The 17,951-nt window shown below is 60.5% G+C and carries 12 protein-coding genes and 1 pseudogene; 4 read left to right on the top strand and 9 right to left on the bottom strand.

The features are described 5' to 3' along the window. Nucleotides 1-34 precede the first annotated feature (34 nt). The 3 genes from BUB69_RS11555 to BUB69_RS11545 all read right to left on the bottom strand — a co-directional run bounded on the left by BUB69_RS11555 (nucleotide 35) and on the right by BUB69_RS11545 (nucleotide 3,911). Nucleotides 35-1,339, bottom strand: coding sequence for a CitMHS family transporter (locus tag BUB69_RS11555; RefSeq protein ID WP_024688390.1), 1,305 nt, complete (start codon nucleotides 1,337-1,339; stop codon nucleotides 35-37). A 118-nt stretch (nucleotides 1,340-1,457) separates the two neighbouring features. Continuing rightward, nucleotides 1,458-2,762 carry a dicarboxylate/amino acid:cation symporter gene (locus tag BUB69_RS11550; RefSeq protein WP_073166379.1) on the bottom strand — a complete coding sequence of 435 codons (1,305 nt, stop codon included), beginning with the start codon at nucleotides 2,760-2,762 and terminating at the stop codon, nucleotides 1,458-1,460. A 66-nt stretch (nucleotides 2,763-2,828) separates the two neighbouring features. Next, nucleotides 2,829-3,911: a 4-oxalomesaconate tautomerase gene (locus BUB69_RS11545; RefSeq protein WP_073166376.1), complete on the bottom strand. Its 1,083-nt coding sequence runs from the start codon at nucleotides 3,909-3,911 to the stop codon at nucleotides 2,829-2,831. Nucleotides 3,912-4,077: 166 nt separating this feature from the next. Here BUB69_RS11545 and BUB69_RS11540 point away from each other — a divergent pair, with 166 nt between their 5' ends. Further along, entirely contained in the window at nucleotides 4,078-4,968 is an 891-nt protein-coding gene (locus BUB69_RS11540) for a LysR family transcriptional regulator (RefSeq protein ID WP_024688392.1), read from the top strand. Nucleotides 4,969-5,315: 347 nt separating this feature from the next. Here the strand turns inward: BUB69_RS11540 and BUB69_RS11535 are convergent, their stop codons facing one another. Further along, on the bottom strand, nucleotides 5,316-6,431 hold the full coding sequence (locus BUB69_RS11535; protein WP_175561703.1) for a sensor histidine kinase: 1,116 nt from the start codon (nucleotides 6,429-6,431) through the stop codon (nucleotides 5,316-5,318). A gap of 244 nt (nucleotides 6,432-6,675) precedes the next feature. Between BUB69_RS11535 and BUB69_RS11530 the strand changes: the two genes are divergently transcribed. Beyond that, nucleotides 6,676-8,763, top strand: coding sequence for a hybrid sensor histidine kinase/response regulator (locus BUB69_RS11530; protein WP_073166370.1), 2,088 nt, complete (start codon nucleotides 6,676-6,678; stop codon nucleotides 8,761-8,763). Between the two features lie 255 nt (nucleotides 8,764-9,018). Here the strand turns inward: BUB69_RS11530 and BUB69_RS28500 are convergent. From BUB69_RS28500 to BUB69_RS11510, 3 genes and pseudogenes are all read right to left on the bottom strand, one after another. Continuing rightward, nucleotides 9,019-9,184, bottom strand: a pseudogene (locus tag BUB69_RS28500) (MFS transporter); the annotation flags it as partial. Nucleotides 9,185-9,274: 90 nt separating this feature from the next. After that, nucleotides 9,275-12,382: an efflux RND transporter permease subunit gene (locus BUB69_RS11515; protein ID WP_073166364.1), complete on the bottom strand. Its 3,108-nt coding sequence runs from the start codon at nucleotides 12,380-12,382 to the stop codon at nucleotides 9,275-9,277. Further along, nucleotides 12,382-13,545: an efflux RND transporter periplasmic adaptor subunit gene (locus BUB69_RS11510; protein WP_073166360.1), complete on the bottom strand. Its 1,164-nt coding sequence runs from the start codon at nucleotides 13,543-13,545 to the stop codon at nucleotides 12,382-12,384. The genes BUB69_RS11515 and BUB69_RS11510 overlap by 1 nt, the downstream gene beginning before the upstream one ends. A 152-nt stretch (nucleotides 13,546-13,697) precedes the next feature. Here BUB69_RS11510 and BUB69_RS11505 point away from each other — a divergent pair, with 152 nt between their 5' ends. Together BUB69_RS11505 and BUB69_RS11500 are read left to right on the top strand one after the other, a co-directional pair. After that, nucleotides 13,698-14,399 carry a response regulator gene (locus BUB69_RS11505; RefSeq protein ID WP_073166355.1) on the top strand — a complete coding sequence of 234 codons (702 nt, stop codon included), beginning with the start codon at nucleotides 13,698-13,700 and terminating at the stop codon, nucleotides 14,397-14,399. A gap of 209 nt (nucleotides 14,400-14,608) precedes the next feature. Beyond that, entirely contained in the window at nucleotides 14,609-15,910 is a 1,302-nt protein-coding gene (locus BUB69_RS11500; protein WP_073166351.1) for an ATP-binding protein, read from the top strand. Here the strand turns inward: BUB69_RS11500 and BUB69_RS11495 are convergent. Together BUB69_RS11495 and BUB69_RS11490 are read right to left on the bottom strand one after the other, a co-directional pair. Further along, nucleotides 15,900-17,267, bottom strand: a complete 1,368-nt coding sequence (locus BUB69_RS11495) for an ATP-binding protein (protein WP_073166347.1) — start codon at nucleotides 17,265-17,267, stop codon at nucleotides 15,900-15,902. The genes BUB69_RS11500 and BUB69_RS11495 overlap by 11 nt on opposite strands. After that, complete coding sequence (locus tag BUB69_RS11490) at nucleotides 17,264-17,947, bottom strand: response regulator (RefSeq protein ID WP_073166344.1); 684 nt, start codon at nucleotides 17,945-17,947, stop codon at nucleotides 17,264-17,266. Before BUB69_RS11490 ends, BUB69_RS11495 begins: the two co-directional genes overlap by 4 nt. Nucleotides 17,948-17,951: the final 4 nt, after the last annotated feature.

The raw sequence follows: 17,951 nt of genomic DNA, 5'->3' as shown, positions 1-17,951 counted from the left end.
AACGGGCGGGTGGAAGCATGCGAAGGGGTTTACGTCAGACGAACAGGGTGATCGCGCCCGTCAACAGTGCCAGCGCGGTCACCACCAGTGACGTGAGCACGGCCCATTTGAGGGTGGCTTTCTGGAAGTCGCCGATGTCACGGTCGATCATGCCCACCAGCAGCAGGGTCGAGGCCACCAGCGGGCTCATCAGATGCACCGGCTGGCCGAGAATCGAGGCCCGGGCGATTTCCAGCGGACTGATCCCATAGGCGGCCGCTGCGTTCGCCAGGATCGGCACAACCCCGAAGTAATACGCATCGTTGGACAGCACGAACGTCAGCGGCATGCTGGTGATGGCGACCACCAGCGGGAACAGATGGCCCCACTCAGGCGGAATCCAGCTCACCAGGGTTTGCGCCAAGGCATCGACCATCTTGGTACCGGAAAAGATACCGGCGAAGATACCGGCGGCGAAGACCAGCAGCACCACGGTCATGGCGTTGCCGGAGTGGGCCAGAATCCGCTCTTTCTGGATGTCCAGTTGCGGGTAGTTGATCATCAGCGCGATCACGAAACCGAGCAGAAACAGGATCGCCGAGTGCATCAGGCCCATGACCAGCGCGATCATAACCACGATCACCAGCGCCAGATTCACGTACGCCAGCCTGGGACGCTTGTGCGGTGTATCGCCCAGAATGGCATCGATGTAACAGCCGCCACCGCCGCTTTGCAGTTGCACGTTACCGATACGCTTGCGCTCGCTACGCCCCAACAGAAACGCTGTGAACACCACCCAGGCCGCACCGCCGATCATGGTGGGCAGCAGCGGCACGAAATACTCGCCGGCATCCAGCCCCAGCGCGGCGATGGCCCGGGTGGCCGGCCCGCCCCAAGGCGTCATGCCGCTCATGATGCTCAGCGACAACATCGAGATGATGCCCAGGATCATCGGGTTCATGCCGATGCGCTTGTACAGCGGCAGCATCGCCGCGCAGGTGATCATGTAGGTGGTCGTACCATCCCCGTCCAGCGCCACGGTCAGTGACAGCAAGGCAGTACCGACGGCGATTTTCATCGGATCGCCGTTGACGCGCTTGAGGATCTTGCGAATCAACGGGTCGAACAGACCGGCATCGATCATCAATCCGAAAAACAGAATCGCGAACAGCAACAGCGCGGCGGACGGTGCAACCATTTTCAGACCGTCGAGCATCATCTTGCCGGTGGTGCCGCCGAAGCCGCCGATGAGTGCGAAGAGCACCGGCACCAGGGTCAGCGCGACGATGGGTGACAAGCGTTTGGACATGATCAGGTAGGTGAAAACCACCACCATGGCTAAGCCGAGGAAGGCAAGCATCGGGACATTCTCTTCTTGTTATGGATGAACGACGCGCACGGCAAGGCCTGTCGAGCCTCGCGATGGCGAGGCCCGAAGGCGGATGATACGTGTCGGGTGAAAGTTTTTTGAGGCTGGATCAGCTACGTTCGGCGACCTGAGGCTTTTCCCATTCGGGATCAGGCACAACGGCCGTCGCGCGGTTGTCGAGTTGCTGCATCAACACCTGACGATCACAGGCGTTTTCCGACAGCGAGATCACCACAGTGGCGACCGCGTTGCTGGCCAGACTGGTGAGCGCGCGGGCTTCGGACATGAACCGATCGATGCCGATCAACAAGGCCAGGCCTGCCAGCGGAATGTCATGGATCACCGTGAGGGTCGAGGCCAGGGCCACGAAACCGCTGCCGGTCACCCCTGCCGCGCCTTTGGAGGACAGCAACATGATCGCCAGCATGGTCAGGGTCTGGGTCATGCTCAGTTCGATGTTGCAGGCCTGAGCAATAAAGACCGCCGCCAGCGACAGGTAGATCGCCGTGCCGTCCAGGTTGAAGGAATACCCTGTCGGCAGCACAAGCCCCACCACCCCCTTCTTGCAGCCCAGCGCCTGGAGTTTTTCCAGCATGCGCGGCATCACGGGCTCGGTGGAAGACGTACCCAGCACCACCAGGAACTCTTCGCGGAAGTAACGCAGCAGCTTCCACAGACTGAAACCGTTGGCGCGGCAGATGCTGCCCAGCACCACGAATACGAAGAAACCGCAGGCGACGTACAGGGTCATGATCAACTTGGCGAGCGAGCCCAGCGAGGTGATGCCGTACTGACCGACCGTGAACGCCAGCGCACCGAACGCGCCAATCGGGGCAAAGCGCATCAGGTAGGAGAAGATCTTGAAGACCATGTGCGACGCCGATTCCAGCACATTCAGTACCGGCTTGCCGCGCTCGCCCAGCGACGATAGGGCAAAGCCGGACAGCACGGCGATAAACAACACCGGCAACACTTCACCCTTGTTGAACGCGCCAATGAAAGTGTCCGGGATGATGTGCATGAAGAAATCCACGACGCCCAGCTTGGCCGCAGACTCGGTGTACTGGGAAAGACCTGCCGTGCTGAGCCTGGCCGGATCGATGTTCATGCCGGTACCTGGCTGAAACACGTAGACCGCAACCAGACCGATGATCAGGCTGATCACCGTCAACCCCAGAAACAGCAGCAGCGTCTTGCTCATCAGGCGCCCGAGCGACTGTTTGTCGCTCATGCCGGCAATGCCGGTGACGATGGTGCAGAAGACTACCGGGGCGATCATCATCTTGATCAGCTTGATGAATGCGTCGCCCAGTGGTTTGAGGGCAACGGCCTGCTGAGCCCAGAAATGGCCGACCAGGACCCCGAGGATCACGGCGCAGATGATCTGGAAATACAGCGATTTTGCGATTTTCATGAGGCATCACCCATTATTGGAGTTGTTCTGATGCGGGTTTGAACAAACAGGCCAGGCGGTTAAGGCCTAACCGGCCAGTCGCTGAGCGAGTGGCGCGTACACTTCGCCGGAAAACAGTCGGCGCGCCGTACGCACCACTGAAGCCCGGATGGTCTGCTGATCAGGTCCTACGTAGCTCATGGCAACGTCGATGGCCCCGCTCGGGTGTTCAAGTCGTACCTGCTGCAAGCGCTCGTGACCACTGATCCCCAGCAACTTCGCCACCACCGTGGCGTCGCTGACACAGGCTGTCGCCAGGCCAATCGAGCCGGTGATGGCCAACGCCTTATGACAGTTATGCGGCATGAAGTAACGAACCTTGAGTGTGCCACCTGCACTGGGCAGAGAAACCAGTACCGGTTTGGGGATCACCTTGTCGCTGACATCGCCCAGCCCCATAGCCGCACCGGCTTTGAGGCGCAGCGCTTCGAGCCGGCGCAGGAAGTCGGTGTCGGCATCCAGTTCGGCCGGGCTCTCGTCTCCACGCTTGCCCAGCAACGACGCCTCGATGATCACCATCGGCATCGCCATGTCGATGCAGGTCACCGGTATGCCGTCGAAGGTATCGGTCTGTCGGCCGGTCGGGAACAGCTTGCCGGTCTTGCTGCCCGCAGCGTCGAGAAAGGTCAGTTGCACAGGTGCCGCCGAGCCGGGTACGCCGTCAATCTGCGTGTCGCCGTCGTAACTGACCTGACCGGCTGGCGTGCTGACGTCGGCGCAGACAAAGGTGCCTGTGTTGAGGTTGCGAATCCGTACCTGGGTCACATCCCCTGTCGCCGCCACCAGCCCGTGCTCGACGGCGAAAGGCCCGACGGCGCAGAGCATATTGCCGCAATTGGGCGCGGTGTCGACACGGCGCTGGGACACCATCACTTGCACGAACAGATAATCGACATCGGCATCAGGGTGCGCAGAAGGACTGACGATGGCAACCTTGCTGGTCTGCGGGCTGCCGCCACCAATGCCGTCGATCTCCAGCTCATGTCCCGAGCCCATGACCGCCAGCAAAAGCTCATCACGCTCAGCGGTCGAAGAAGGTAGATCACTGGCGAGGAATACCGGCCCCTTGGAGGTGCCGCCGCGCATGAGGACGCAGGGAATCGGTTGCATAATGTCTGACTCTTGGTGATCAATTGGAGGCATTGATGTGTTGGAAGCAAGAGTCACATGGATTATTTTGCTTATCCAATGCAAAGATCGTAGCCATTATTCCACTTAAGGAAATAATGTGACGTGATCGAATCGCCTTTCCATGTTCGGCAGCGGGGAATAAAACTTGGAATATGAACTGCAAGATATCCGATCTTTCGTGAAGATCGCCGAACTTGGCAGCTTTCACGAGGCCGCCGAAGTGCTGCATATCTCACAGCCTGCGCTCACGCGGCGCATCAAGAAGCTCGAACAGGGCTTGGGCACGTCGTTGCTGGATCGCACCACGCGACGGGTCAGTCTGACGAGCGTGGGACGCGATTTCTTTCCCAAGGCGCGCCGGCTGCTCGATGACTTCGAGGATTCGATTCTCAACATCCGTGAACTGGCCGAGCGTCAGATTGGTCAGGTCACCCTCGCCTGCATCCCGACCGCTGCGTTCTATTTCCTGCCCAGCGTGATCCGGCTGTACAACGAGCGTTATCCCCAGATCCGCATCCGCCTGCTCGACCTGAGCGCCAACGAAGGTCTGGAAGCAGTACTGCGGGGCGAAGCGGATTTTGGTATCAACATGATGAGCGGGCAGCACCCGGACATCGAATTCGTGCCACTGGTAAAAGAGCCGTTCGTCCTGGCATGCCGACGCGACCATGAACTGGCGAAGCGTGAGTCAGTGGCCTGGATCGAGCTGAGCGATTACCGGTTGATCGGTGTAGGACGCCTGAGCGGTAACCGGATGATCCTCGACCACGCCCTGGCCGGGCTCGGCTGGCGTCCGAAGTGGTTCTACGAAGTGCAGCATTTGTCGACGTCATTGGGGATGGTCGAAGCAGGTCTGGGCATCTCGGCCATGCCCAGCCTGGCAATGCCGGCCGATGATCACCCGACCCTGGTCAGCGTTCCGCTGGTTGATCCGGTGGTGATCAGAACGCTGGGGCTCGTCTCAAGGCGCGGCGCATCACTGTCGCCCGCTGCCGAGAAATTCGTCGCGATGCTGCTGGAGCAATGGCCACAGTAACAGTTGGCGCAATACAGACTTGCGGGAGCGGACTCAGCCCGTAGGAGTGGACCGGGCGGCGTTCCGTTTGTCCACGAAGACTGCCTATCAGACGCTGCACCTCATGCGGATGTGCCTCCTTCGCGGACAAGTCCGCTCCCACGATCACACTCAGCCCGTAGGAGTGGACCGGGCGGCGTTCCGTTTGTCCACGAAGACTGCCTATCAGACGCTGCATCTCCATGCGGATGCGCCTCCTTCGCGGACAAGTCCGCCCCCACGATCACCCCCAGCCTGCAGGGATGGACTTGTCCACAGGGCATCTGACAGTCGGCTGACTGCAGGTGCCCTATGCCCGTGTACCTACCTCAATGCGCAAACAGCAACCGACACTCCAGGCCCGGGGCGCTGTCCACAAAGGCGATGTCACCTTTGAGCTGCTGGGCCAGCGAGCGGATGATGCGCATACCGACGGACGAGTTTTTTCTGACATCAAACCCCTGGGGCAAGCCCTTGCCCTGATCCGCGACGATCAGGCTGATCTGGCCATCGACCGCCTTCAGACGGATGCTGACACGGCCGGGCGATGCTTCGTCGTAAGCGTATTTCAGGGCATTGGTGATCAGCTCGTTGAGCACCAGCGCCAATGGAATGGCCTTGTCCAGCGACAGCACGACTTCGTCCATGTCCACCTGAAAGAATGTCTGGCTGGACGCCGAGCCCTGAATGCCGGCAATCACTTCTGCCAGGTAGGCGCCTGCGTTAACGGCCTCCACCTGATCGGCCTGGTACAGCTTCTCGTGAACCGCCGCAATACTGGTGATCCGCCGGCAGGTGTCGTTCAGCGCTGCCTGCGCCTGCGGGTCGGCCATTTGCCTGATCTGTATCTGAATCAGGCCGATGATCAGCTGAAGGTGATTCTTGGTGCGGTGATTGACTTCCTTGAGCAGCATTTCCCTCTGAAACAGCAGTTCGTTTTTGTGCACGAGCGAACGCCTGAGCTCAAGCTGGGTCATGACCTGCCTGGCGAGAATCTTCAGTGCGGACTGCTGGTCCTCGGTGAGCACGCGAGGCTGATGGTCCAGAATGCACAGCGTTCCCAGCCCATGGCCCTCGGACGTTTCCAACAGACAACCGGCGTAAAAGCGCAACCCCGCATCAGCCGTCACCAATGGGTTGAGGCACATTCTGGGGTCTTCGCGCAGGTCGCTGATCATCGTGAGGCCCGGTTGCAGCAGCACGTGTCGGCAGATCGAGACGTCCAGCGGCGTTTCACTGATTCCCAGTCCCACTTCGGCCTTGAACCACTGACGATGGTCTTCGATCAGGTTGACCACAGAGATGGGCGCGCCACACAACCTGGCCGCCAATTCGACCAGCTCGTCAAAATCGGCTTCCCGGGGTGTATCGAGTATGCCGTAGCTGCGAAGCGCAGCGAGGCGTTCCGGGTCATCGGCTGGATCCACGACGCTTTGCCCTGGCATTGCTTCATTCCTGTCATCAAATACGGCTGAAAAACCCGGCATCGGCAAACCTTCCACGGTGGCCTGAGCGCCATGATGCGCTTTTAACATCACCTAAGTCCGTGGTTTATGGAATGATCACGTGTCAGTGACGTCTATGTTGCGCCATGTGACCGCAAAAGTTTTCGATTTGCACAACTTCTGCCCAGCAAAACTGCCTGATAACTGAGGCCTTGCGAACCAAGCGCGTAAATGAGTCGACCGTATGAATAATGATGCGCCTGAAACGGGGCCTATACATTCAGAACCATCGGGTTCTCCTGCGGAGGAAACCTTCGAGCAGATGCAGCTTGCACTGTACTCGGGCGCCGTCGTGGGCACGTGGGTGTGGGACGTCACCGCCGACCTGCTCGTGGCCGACGAACGCTTTGCTCGTACCTTCGGATTGCTGAAGCAAAAGTGCCGCGAGGGGTTGCCGCTTGAGTGCGTGATGGCGTCCATCCACCCGGACGATGTGCAGCGGGTCGGGGATGCGATCAGCGACATTCTCGCCAACGGCGATGTCTTCAGGTGCGAATACCGGGTCAGGCAAAAGGATGGCGTTTACCGCTGGGTAGAAGCCACCAGCCGTATAGAGCGTGATGCTCAGGACAAGGCGGTGCGTTGCCCTGGCGTGTTGCTGGATATCGAGGCCCGCCGCGCCGCCGAACAGGAGCGCGATCGCCTCACTTCGCTGCTGCGTATTTTCACGGCAGCGGTTCCAGGCGTGGTCTACGCCAAGGATCTGGAAGGCAAAATGCTCGTGGCCAACCGTGGCACGGCTGCTCTGGTCGGCAAGCCTCCGGAGTTCTTCATCGGCAAGACCGATATGGATTTCCTCGATGACAAGGATCAGGCGCGGATCATCATGGAAACCGACCGCCGGATCATGGAGACCAACACCAGCGAGCAGATTGAAGAACAGGTCAATCTACCCGACGGCTCGGCCGCCACGTTCCTGTCCACCAAAGCCCCGCTGCTCAATGACGACGGCGAAGTGATCGGCCTGATCGGCTCGTCAATCGACGTGACGGCCAGAAAGCAGGCTGAGGTGGCCGTCAAAGAACTCAATCAGACGCTGGAACAGCGCATCGAGCAGGCCATTCACGAACGTGAACAGGTCGAGGATGCCCTGCGACACGCGCAGAAGATGGACGCTGTCGGTCAACTTACCGGCGGCATTGCCCACGACTTCAATAACCTGCTGGCCGGTATTTCCGGCAGCCTGGAAATGATTCAGACCCGCATGGCTCAGGGGCGCCTGGCCGATGTGGATAAGTACGTCAGCGTGGCCCAGGGTGCCGTTCGAAGAGCCGCGTCCTTGACCCATCGTCTGCTGGCTTTTTCCAGGCGTCAGACGTTGTCGCCTGAAGTGACCAATGTGAATACCCTGATTCACGGCATGGAAGAATTGATCGGTCGCACGGTCGGCCCGTCCATAGAACTGCAAGTCGTTGCCGATAAAAACGTGTGGCCTGCCCTGATCGACCCTGCACAGCTGGAAAACTCGTTACTGAATCTGTGCCTGAACGCCCGCGATGCCATGCCCAACGGCGGCCGTATCGTCATCGAAACTGCCAACGCATCGCTCGACGAATGCATCGACCCGGACCATGGTGTTGCGGCTGGCGAACACCTGAGCATCCGCGTGACGGATAACGGCACCGGTATGAACCCGGACACCGTGGCCAAAGCATTCGAGCCGTTTTTCACCACCAAACCGATTGGCGCGGGCACCGGCCTCGGGCTGTCAATGGTGTACGGCTTCGTGAGGCAATCGGGTGGTCAGATCAAGGTCGAATCGGTGGAAGGTCAAGGCACCACCATCGTGATGCATCTGCCGCGACACGTTCCTGAAGCCGTTCAGCACCCCGCCGACAAGGGCAACGACGAAGCGTCCCGAATCCCTCATGGCGAAACGGTGCTGGTGGTCGATGACGAGCCTTCTGTGCGGATGCTGGTCGTCGAGGTCCTGTCAAACCATGGCTACCACGCCCTCGAAGCCGCTGACGCGCAGGCGGGCCTGGAGATTTTGCAGTCCGACACGCACATCGACCTGCTCATCAGCGACGTCGGCCTGCCTGGCGGCATGAACGGCCGGGAAATGGCCGACGTCGCGCGCAAGCACCGTCCCGCCCTGCCCACGCTGTTCATCACCGGCTACGCCGAAACCTCGGCGCTGGACGGCTGCCACCTGCAACCCAAGACGCAGATACTCACCAAGCCGTTCGGGCTGGAGGTATTGGCGTCAAGGATCAAGGAACTGATCTGTGAACGTGGCCAGGATCAGGACCTGCCGCGCGCTTTCAGATGAAGCATGGGGTGGTGCTCGTAATGCCCCTCCCCTTGCCTGACGATGGGGTCTTGAGAACTCATCTCGAGGCACCCTCGCTACTCTGATCGCCCATGACGTTACCAGCGCCACTCATCACCCCGATCAACCCCGCGGCCCCCAGCAGCACCAGACCGTGCGAGGCACTGAACGCCGCCTGTCCGGCCGCCATCAACTGCTGGGCCTTGTCACCGCCGAGGGCATTGGCGGCGATCATGGTCTCGCCAATGGAGCGTGCAGCGGCAAGCGTGCCCATGGGGATCAACAGGCTGGCCATCAGCAACGGATAGATGTCGATGATCCACAACACCTGCGTGCCACTGGCTTGCAGGGCCAGGGTGAGCGACGGCACAGCGACGTGCAGAATGGTCATGTCCAGCACGATCGGCAGAAACGCCATCATCACCGACAACAGCACCCACCAACGATTTACAGCTTTTCCAGGCACGACAGATAACCTTTTTTCAACGCATTGAGTGCAGCGTTCACCTGCTTACTGCGTCCGCCCGGAGCGCTTCAAACGCTCCACCAGCCCCATGACCAGCACGAAGAACACCGGCACGAAAACCACCGCCAGGGTTGCGGTCAGCATCCCGCCGATCACGCCCGTGCCAATCGCCTGCTGACTGGCCGAGCTTGCGCCGCTGGCGAACACCAGCGGCACCACACCGAGCATAAACGCCAGCGACGTCATCACAATCGGCCGCAGGCGCAGACGCGCTGCCTGGATGCTCGCCTCGACCCGACCCATGCCTTGATCGTGCAAGGTCTTGGCAAACTCGATGATCAGGATCGCGTTCTTCGCCGACAGCCCCATGATGGTGATCAGGCCGACCTTGAAAAACACGTCATTGGGCATGCCACGCAGCGTGACGGCCAGCACTGCCCCCAGGATGCCCAATGGCACCACCAGCAGCACGGCCAGCGGAATTGCCCAGCTTTCATAGAGCGCCGCCAGACACAGGAACACCACCAGCATGGACAGCGCCAGCAACAGCGGCGCCTGTCCGCCCGACACACGCTCCTGCAAGGATAGGCCCGTCCACTCCAGCGCGAAGCCTTTGGGCAACGCCGAAGCCAGACGCTCCAGCTCATCCATCGCTTCACCCGTGCTGTGTCCCGGAGAAGGTTCGCCAGACAGGCTCACGGCGGGATAGCCGTTATAGCGGTTGAGCTGGGCCGGCCCTCGCGACCAGGTTGCCTTGGCGAAGGCCGACACCGGCACCATGCGGCCCTCACGGTTTTTGACTTCCAGACGCAACAGATCATCGACCTGCTGACGACGGTCCCCTTCGCTCTGCACGATCACCTGCTGCATGCGACCCTTGTTCGGAAAATCGTTCACGTACGCGGAGCCCAGCGAGGTCGACAGCACACTGGCGATGTCCGAAAACGAGAGGCCCATGGCGTTGGCTTGCTGGCGATCCACTTCGATATTGACCTGCGGCGCTTCGGCCAGAGAGGCTTCGCGCACGTTCTGCAGGATCGGACTCGCGCCCGCCTTGCTCAGCAGCTCGTCACGCGCCTGGGTCAACGCGTTGTAGCCCTGAGCGCCACGATCCTGGAGCCGCACCTCAAAACCGCCCGAGGTGCCCAGCCCTTCGACCGGAGGCGGCAGCAGGCTGAACACCATGGCGTCCTTGAAGCCCATGAACATTGCGCTGGCACGGTCTGCGATGCTCTGCGCAGAATCTTCTGCGGATCGCTGCGACCAGTCCTTCAGCGTCGTGAAGGCCAGCGCCGCATTCTGACCACTGCCGGAGAAGCTGAAGCCCAGAATCATCACGGTGTTGGCGATACCGGGCTCCTGCGCATTGTGCGCTTCGATCTGTTTGGCAATTTCAATGGTGCGGCTCTGGCTCGCGCCGGGCGGCAACTGGATATCGGTGATGGTGTAGCCCTGATCCTCGACCGGCAGAAACGAGGACGGCAACCGGCTGAACAGCAGCGCCATGATGCCCACCAGCAGCAGGAACAGGAGCATGTAACGGCCTATACGGTGCACGGCCTTGTCGACCCAGCTCTCATAACGGGCACTGAAGCGCTCGAACGTACGGTTGAACCCGCCGAAAAAGCCGCGCTTCTCATGATGCGACCCCGCCGGGATCGGCTTGAGCAGTGTCGCGCACAGCGCAGGCGTCAGGCTCAAGGCCAGAAACGCCGAGAACACGATGGCAACGGCCATGGAAATCGAGAACTGCTGGTAAATCACACCCACCGAGCCGGACATGAACGCCATCGGAATGAACACCGCCGTCAGCACCAGCGTGATCCCGATGATCGCACTGCTGATTTCACCCATGGCCTTGCGTGTCGCATCCCTGGGCGACAGGCCTTCCTGCGCCATCAGTCGTTCGACGTTTTCCACCACCACAATGGCGTCGTCCACCAGAATGCCGATGGCCAGCACCATGCCGAACAGCGTCAGCACGTTGATCGAGAATCCCAGCAGGTACATCACCGCAAATGTGCCCATCAGGGCGACCGGCACCACCAGTGCCGGAATCAGCGTGTAACGAATGTTCTGCAGAAAGACGAACATCACGATGAACACGAGCACCATGGCTTCTATCAAGGTGTAGATCACCTTGGTGATCGAGACTTTGACGAAAGGCGAGGTGTCGTAAGGAATGTCGTACTTCACACCGGCCGGGAAGTAGCGTGACAACTCGTCAAGTTTCTCCCGCACCCGCGTCGCGGTACTCATGGCGTTGCCTGCTGGTGCCAGTTGCACGCCGACAGCGACGGACGCTTTTCCATCCAGACGCGTCGCGAAGCTGTAGCTCTGAGCGCCCACCTCGACTCGCGCTACGTCGCCCACGGTCACGTTGGAGCCATTGGGATTGGCCTTGAGCACGATGGCAGAGAACTCCTGCGGCGTACTGAGCTGCCCCTTGACCATGACGGTCGCGGTCAGCTCCTGATCGGTTGCAGAGGGCAGGTCTCCAATGCTGCCCGCCGAAACCTGCACGTTCTGCTCGGCGATGGCCTGGCTCACGTCAGCGGGGGTCAGGTTGTAAGCCACCAGTTTTTGCGGGTCTATCCAGATCCGCATGGCGCGCTCGGAGCCGAACAGCTGGGCCTTGCCTACGCCCTCAAGACGCTTGAGTTCGTTGACGACGTTGCGCGCCATGTAATCGCTCAGGGCGATTTCATCCAGACGCCCGTCGGTGGAGGTCAGCGTGCCGATCATCAGGAAACCTGCCGAGGTTTCTTCTATCTGCAACCCCTGCTGACTCACTGCCCGAGGCAGGCGTGGCTCGACCACTTTCAGGCGGTTCTGCACATCGACCTTGGCCAGCTCCGGGTTAGTGCCGTTCTGGAAGGTGATGGTCATGGTCGCCGTGCCCTGGCTGCTGCTGGAGCTGAAATACAGCAGGTGATTGACGCCGTTGAGTTCCTGCTCGATCAGGCTCACCACACTCTCATCGATGGTCTGGGCCGAGGCACCTGGATAGGTGGCGGTCAGCTCGATTTGTGGGGGCGCGACGCTGGGGTATTGGGCGACAGGCAAATTCGGTATGGCCAACAGGCCAGCCAGCACGATGAACAGCGCAATGACCCAGGCGAAGACCGGCCGACTGATAAAGAACCCGGCCATTACTTGCGCTCCGGGTCAGCGGTGTGCGCAGTCTGCTCGACGGCATTGACCTTCACACCGGGCTGCACATGCTGCACGCCTGCCACCACCACGCGATCACCCGCCTCAAGGCCGGACTGAACAATCCAGCGATTACGCTGCACCGCGCCCAATTCCACGGCACGCTCCTGAACCTTGCCATCGCCGTCCACGATCATCACCAGCGCCTTGCCTGCCGCGTCACGTTGCACCGCACGCTGGGCGACGGTAATCCCCTGCGCTGTGCGCGCCTGATCCAGCTGCACGCGAATGAAGCTGCCCGGCAACAGCTCGTTGCGGGGGTTGGGAAATTCGCTGCGCAGGGTGACCTGACCGGTGCTCTGATCCACCGTCAGGTCGGAAAACAGCAACCGACCTTTTTCCGGGTACGGGCTGCCGTCTTCCTGAAGCAACGTGGCGCGGATTGAGCCCTGCTCAAGCGCCTGTAACTGACCTTGCTGCAACGCGCGACGCAGTTCGCTGATCTGTCGGGTGGACTGATTGATGTCGGCGTAGATGGGTTGCAGTTGCTGAATGACCGCCAGCGCCGTGGCATCGCCCTGCCCGACCAGCGCGCCTTCGGTAACCAGCGCCTTGCCGATGCGCCCGGAAATCGGCGCCGTGACCGTCGCATAGTCCAGGTTCAAGCGGGTGCGTTTGAGTGCCGCGCGGGCAGACGCAACATCAGCCTGGGCCTGCAGAAAACCGGCCTTGGCGTTTTCTGCTTCCTGACGGCTGACGGCATTGATGTTCACCAGCTCGGCGTAGCGTTCCGATAGCAAGCGCGTCTGATAGAGGTTGGCCTCAGCCTTGCGCAACGCCGCTTCGGCGCTTTCAAGATCGGCCTGAAACGGCGCCGGGTCGATACGAAACAGGACATCCCCCTGTTTGACATCGGTGCCTTCGCGATAGACCCGCTGCAACACGATCCCGGCCACGCGCGCGCGCACCTCAGCGGTACGGGGCGAGACGAGACGGCCGTTGAGTTCGGTGGTGAGGGTCAGTGGTTGCGTGGTGACGGTTTCGACGCTCACCTGCACAGGCGGCGCGTCCTGCGGCGCAGGCGGCTCGCTGCAAGCAGTGAGCAGGACAAGGCCTGCGCACAGGAGCAGACGGTTTGGATGAATACGCAAGACTGACAGCATGATTGGTGTTCCCCTGGACGTTACGCCATGCTAGAGACACCCGCGCCAACGCATGTAAACAAGTGTTGGGAAGATGTGAAGAAGTGTTAAGGGTACGCGCCGACATGTCGCGTCTTGGTTATGCTGAGCCTCTTTGTGAAACGGCCCGAACAATGAACACGATCATGCTTGTCGAGGATGACACCGCGCTGGCAGAGCTGATTGCCAGCTACCTGCAGCGGTTTGACTACCAGGTGAGTGTGGTCAACCGTGGCGACCGCGCGCTCGAAGGCATGCATCGACTGCAGCCGGACCTGGTCATCCTTGACCTGATGCTGCCGGGGCTGGACGGCCTGCATGTCTGCCGACAGTTGCGCGATGAACAACCCGTCCTGCCGATCATCATGCTCACCGCGCGCGGCCAGAACGATGACCAGATTCTCGGTCTGGAAACCGGTGCCGATGACTACGTCGCCAAGCCGTGCGAGCCGCGGGTCCTGCTGGCACGCATTCGTACCTTGCTGCGCCGCAGCGCGCCTGCCGGGCCGCGCCATGACGCGCGGCAGATCGTGCTCGGCCAGTTGGTGATCGACCTCGCCGAGCGGCAGGTGCAGTGGCGCGGAAAAGACGTCGAGCTGTCGTCAGGCGAATTCAACCTGTTGCTGGTGCTGGCCAGTCATGTGGGCGAAGTATTGAGCCGCGATCAATTGATCCAGCAACTGCGTGGTATCGAATTCAATGGCGTGGACCGCTCGGTGGATGTGGCCATCTCCAAACTGCGTCGCAAGTTCGAAGACGACCCCGGCGACCCACGCAAGATAAAGACCGTCTGGGGCAAAGGCTACTTGCTCAGCCGTGCGGAATGGGATGAGTAAGTCACGTGTCAAACACCCCGTGGCCTGGCCGAGTAAATTCAGCTTCCTGTGAGAGCCACCTCTTATATCTCTGACACGGAAGGGTGGGAGGCGGGTGGCCGGCGATGGCGTCAGCTCAATCGCTGAAGTGGTGGGTGAAAAAACCGCACACAGCCCGAACCGCTTCATCTGTTTACCTTTTTCCACCTTTGAATAGTCGACGGATCACCATGCTCAAGATGCTCGCCCGGCTTTATCTGATTCTGCTGGTGGCCTACACCATCGCGTTGTATGCGGTGCCCGAACTGGTGCTCAAGGTATTCGAAGAACGCAACCTGACTTACAACCAGGAACAGGTGAGGGGCACGCTGAAGCTGATAAAGAGCCGCTTCACCCAGGTTTCTCCAGCGTCCTGGCCGGACGTCGAGCGCGAGTTGCAAGACGACTTCGCACCGTTGCAGTTGAGGGTGCTGTCGGTCACCGACCCGAGCCTCTCCGCCAGCGAACGAACCGAGCTTGAACAAGGAAGGAACGCGCTGCGCACCGGTGATTACGGCATGGCAAGTACCGTAATGACGCAACTCTCGGCTGATCGGGTAATAGCACTGGTGTTCCCGGACCCTCCGGTCGATATCAACATCATGTACTGGCTGATGAACGTGCTGGTCGGCGTCGCCATGCTGGGGTGCCTGTCGATCTGGTTCTGGCCGCACTGGCGCGATCTGCAACGGCTCAAACACACCGCCATAATGCTGGGCAACGGCAATCTGGCGCAACGAACCCGGATTTCACCACGCTCCAACATCGGCGAGCTGGCCCAGGTGTTCGACAAGATGGCACAGGACATCGAACAGTTGCTCACTCAGCAACAGGAATTGTTGAGCGCGGTGTCCCATGAACTGCGCACGCCGCTGTCCAGGCTCGAGTTCGGCATGGCGCTGGTGCTGGCCGACCCGCTTGAAGCACCCACCCGACTCAGGCTGGAGCAAATGATCGGGCACATCCGGGAGCTGGATACCCTGATCGACGAACTGCTGTCCTACACGCGCCTGCAATCGCCGTATCAGCAAGCGGACCGGCAAAGCGTTCCTGTGTCGACGTATCTGGACAGCGTGCTGGGCGGTTTTTTTGACGACCCTCGCCCCTTCACGCTGAGCCTGCAGGTCGAGAACGCACCCGAGCATTTCGTGCTCGATCCACGCCTGACTGCAAGAGCCCTGCACAACCTGGTTGGCAATGCCATTCGCTATTGTTCCAGCCAGGTGCGGGTCAGCACCTGGACCTGCTCGAAAGAAGGCTTGTACCTCGCGGTCGAAGACGACGGCATCGGCATACCCGACAGCGAAAGAGAACTGATCTTCGAGCCGTTTTACCGGATGGACCGAAGCCGTGATCGGGAAACCGGCGGGTTTGGCCTGGGGCTGGCGATCAGTTGGCGCGCCATTGAATGCCAGGGTGGCAGGCTCACGGTCGAGTCGTCGCCATTGGGCGGCGCACGATTCGTGATCGCTCTGCCGTGGGTCAGCCTTTGAAGGAGCTGAGCGACGCCGCTGACAACGGCTGCCCAACCTGAAGCAACAATGGCAGGCCGAGCGTGATGTCGAACTGCTGATCGATAGAGTCGAGCTTTATCGTGCAACCGCAACGCTCGACGATGGCCTGGACAATGGCAAGCCCCAACCCACACCCGGAACTCGTGCTGCTGCGCCAGAAGCGCTTGGTCATGGATTGCAGACTGTCCGCCGACAGCGTTGCACTGACGTTTCTGACGCTGATGAAGGCAAACCCGTTGTCGCTGGTGACGCTGACTACGACCTCGGTCTGTTCAGGGCTGTGGCGCAACGCGTTGTCCAGCAGGTTACGTAACGCGGCCACTGCCAGCACTGCCTGCATGTCCAGAAGCAACGCCGCTGACATGGCCTGTGACCTCAGCACAATCCGCCCGGTATTAGCGCCTGCGTCCTGAATCGCCAACGAAAGCACCTGATCGACACTGCAACGGCTGCCGTCGTCAAAAGGGAGGCTGCCTTCGACCCTTGCCAGCAGAAGCAATTGCTCAAGCGTGTTGTGCAACCGATCAGCGCCCTGCTCGGCACGCATCAGTGCCAGCTCCCTGGCATCACCCGAAGTCATCTGGGCGACCTGCAAGTGTGTCTTGATAACGGTCAGCGGGCTTCGCAGCTCATGCGCTGCGTCGCCGGTCAAGCGACGTTCACGCTCCACTGCCTTGCCGATGCGAACCAGCAGGTGGTTCTGGGTTTCCAGCAGCGGCTTGAGCTCAAGGGGAAGCATGTCGAGTTGCAACGGTTCAAGGGAGTCGACATTGCGCTTTTTCAGCTCATCACGCATGCGATTGAGCGGCGCCAGTCCTTTGCCGACACCAAACCAGAGCATGACGATACAGGTGAGCAAGGCAACCAGTACCGGAATAGACGCCGACAGCATGACGGACTGATTGAGCGTCTCGCGCTCGCGCTCCAGATCCGCTGTGGTGATGCGAATGTCACCCTGCAATAACGTGAAACTTCGCCAGCGCTCACCGTCGATGGTCTGGTCGTGAAATCCACCTTCAGGGCTGGCAATGACATTGTTTGTGGCGTTGTGAGTGCTGACCAGCACCTCGCCACGCAACGAGCTGACCTCGCAGGCCATGCCGTCAGGCACGCCCAACTGATCTGCGCTGAAACGGGTGCCGTTCTCTTGGGTCGATAGCGGCTCGGGCAGGCGATCCACCAGACCCGCAACCATCCGCGCCGATGCCACGAGCCGCTGGTCGAGAGAGTCCATCATCCGGGTGCGCAGGTCCTGAAACATCCACGCCGCTGCTAGCGCCCATACCGACAGAAAGGCAACGCCCAGAATCAGGCTCAGCCGAAGCCGCAAACTCATGAATCTATGCCTTGGGTATCGGCGACGTGGCCGATTCGATACCCGGCCCCCCGCACGGTCTCGATGATCGCAGTGCCCAGCTTTCGACGCAGGTGAAAGATGTGCACGTTCAACGCGTTGCTCTCCACTTCGTCACCAAATCCGTAAACACAATCTTTCAACTGTTCTGCCGATAGCACTCGGCCCCGGTTGTTCAGCAACGCCAGCAGTAACGCCTGCTCACGACGCGACAGGTCAATCGCATCGCCGGCCAGCCAGGTTTGCCGGGTACATGGGTCGTGCGTCACGGCGCCATGTTCAATGATGTTGACCGCACGCCCAGCAGCCCGTCGCACCAGTGTATGCAGACGGGCGAACAGCTCGCGTAGATCGAACGGCTTGAGCAGGTAATCGTCAGCACCTGCTTCGAGCCCTTTGACGCGGTCATTGATGTCGTCACGCGCAGTGAGTATCAAGACCGGCAGGATCTGGCCGCCCAGACGCAGGCGGCGCAGCAGGCTGATGCCGTCTTCATCAGGCAGGCCCAGATCGAGAATCAGCACATCGAACTGCGCGATATCCAGCAAGGCATGCGCGGCCGAGGCCGAGGCCACGTGATCGACGATCAGTCCTTGGGCGTTCAGGCCGGCAACGATGCCGCTTGCGATGAGTACGTCATCTTCACACAGCAATACATGCATGGCG

It is taken from the genome of Pseudomonas asturiensis (assembly GCF_900143095.1).
In the GTDB taxonomy this organism is placed as follows: Bacteria; Pseudomonadota; Gammaproteobacteria; order Pseudomonadales; family Pseudomonadaceae; genus Aquipseudomonas; species Aquipseudomonas asturiensis.
Note: the sequence above shows the minus strand (reverse complement) of the source record. Positions and strands in the feature narration are given on the sequence as shown.

Coding starts and splice junctions, on each gene's coding strand:
- BUB69_RS11555 (WP_024688390.1), bottom strand. CDS start 1,339: ATGCTTGCCTTCCTCGGCTTAGCCATGGTGGTGGTTTTCACCTACCTG.
- BUB69_RS11550 (WP_073166379.1), bottom strand. CDS start 2,762: ATGAAAATCGCAAAATCGCTGTATTTCCAGATCATCTGCGCCGTGATC.
- BUB69_RS11545 (WP_073166376.1), bottom strand. CDS start 3,911: ATGCAACCGATTCCCTGCGTCCTCATGCGCGGCGGCACCTCCAAGGGG.
- BUB69_RS11535 (WP_175561703.1), bottom strand. CDS start 6,431: ATGCCAGGGCAAAGCGTCGTGGATCCAGCCGATGACCCGGAACGCCTC.
- BUB69_RS11530 (WP_073166370.1), top strand. CDS start 6,676: ATGAATAATGATGCGCCTGAAACGGGGCCTATACATTCAGAACCATCG.
- BUB69_RS11515 (WP_073166364.1), bottom strand. CDS start 12,382: ATGGCCGGGTTCTTTATCAGTCGGCCGGTCTTCGCCTGGGTCATTGCG.
- BUB69_RS11510 (WP_073166360.1), bottom strand. CDS start 13,545: ATGCTGTCAGTCTTGCGTATTCATCCAAACCGTCTGCTCCTGTGCGCA.
- BUB69_RS11505 (WP_073166355.1), top strand. CDS start 13,698: ATGAACACGATCATGCTTGTCGAGGATGACACCGCGCTGGCAGAGCTG.
- BUB69_RS11500 (WP_073166351.1), top strand. CDS start 14,609: ATGCTCAAGATGCTCGCCCGGCTTTATCTGATTCTGCTGGTGGCCTAC.
- BUB69_RS11495 (WP_073166347.1), bottom strand. CDS start 17,267: ATGAGTTTGCGGCTTCGGCTGAGCCTGATTCTGGGCGTTGCCTTTCTG.
- BUB69_RS11490 (WP_073166344.1), bottom strand. CDS start 17,947: ATGCATGTATTGCTGTGTGAAGATGACGTACTCATCGCAAGCGGCATC.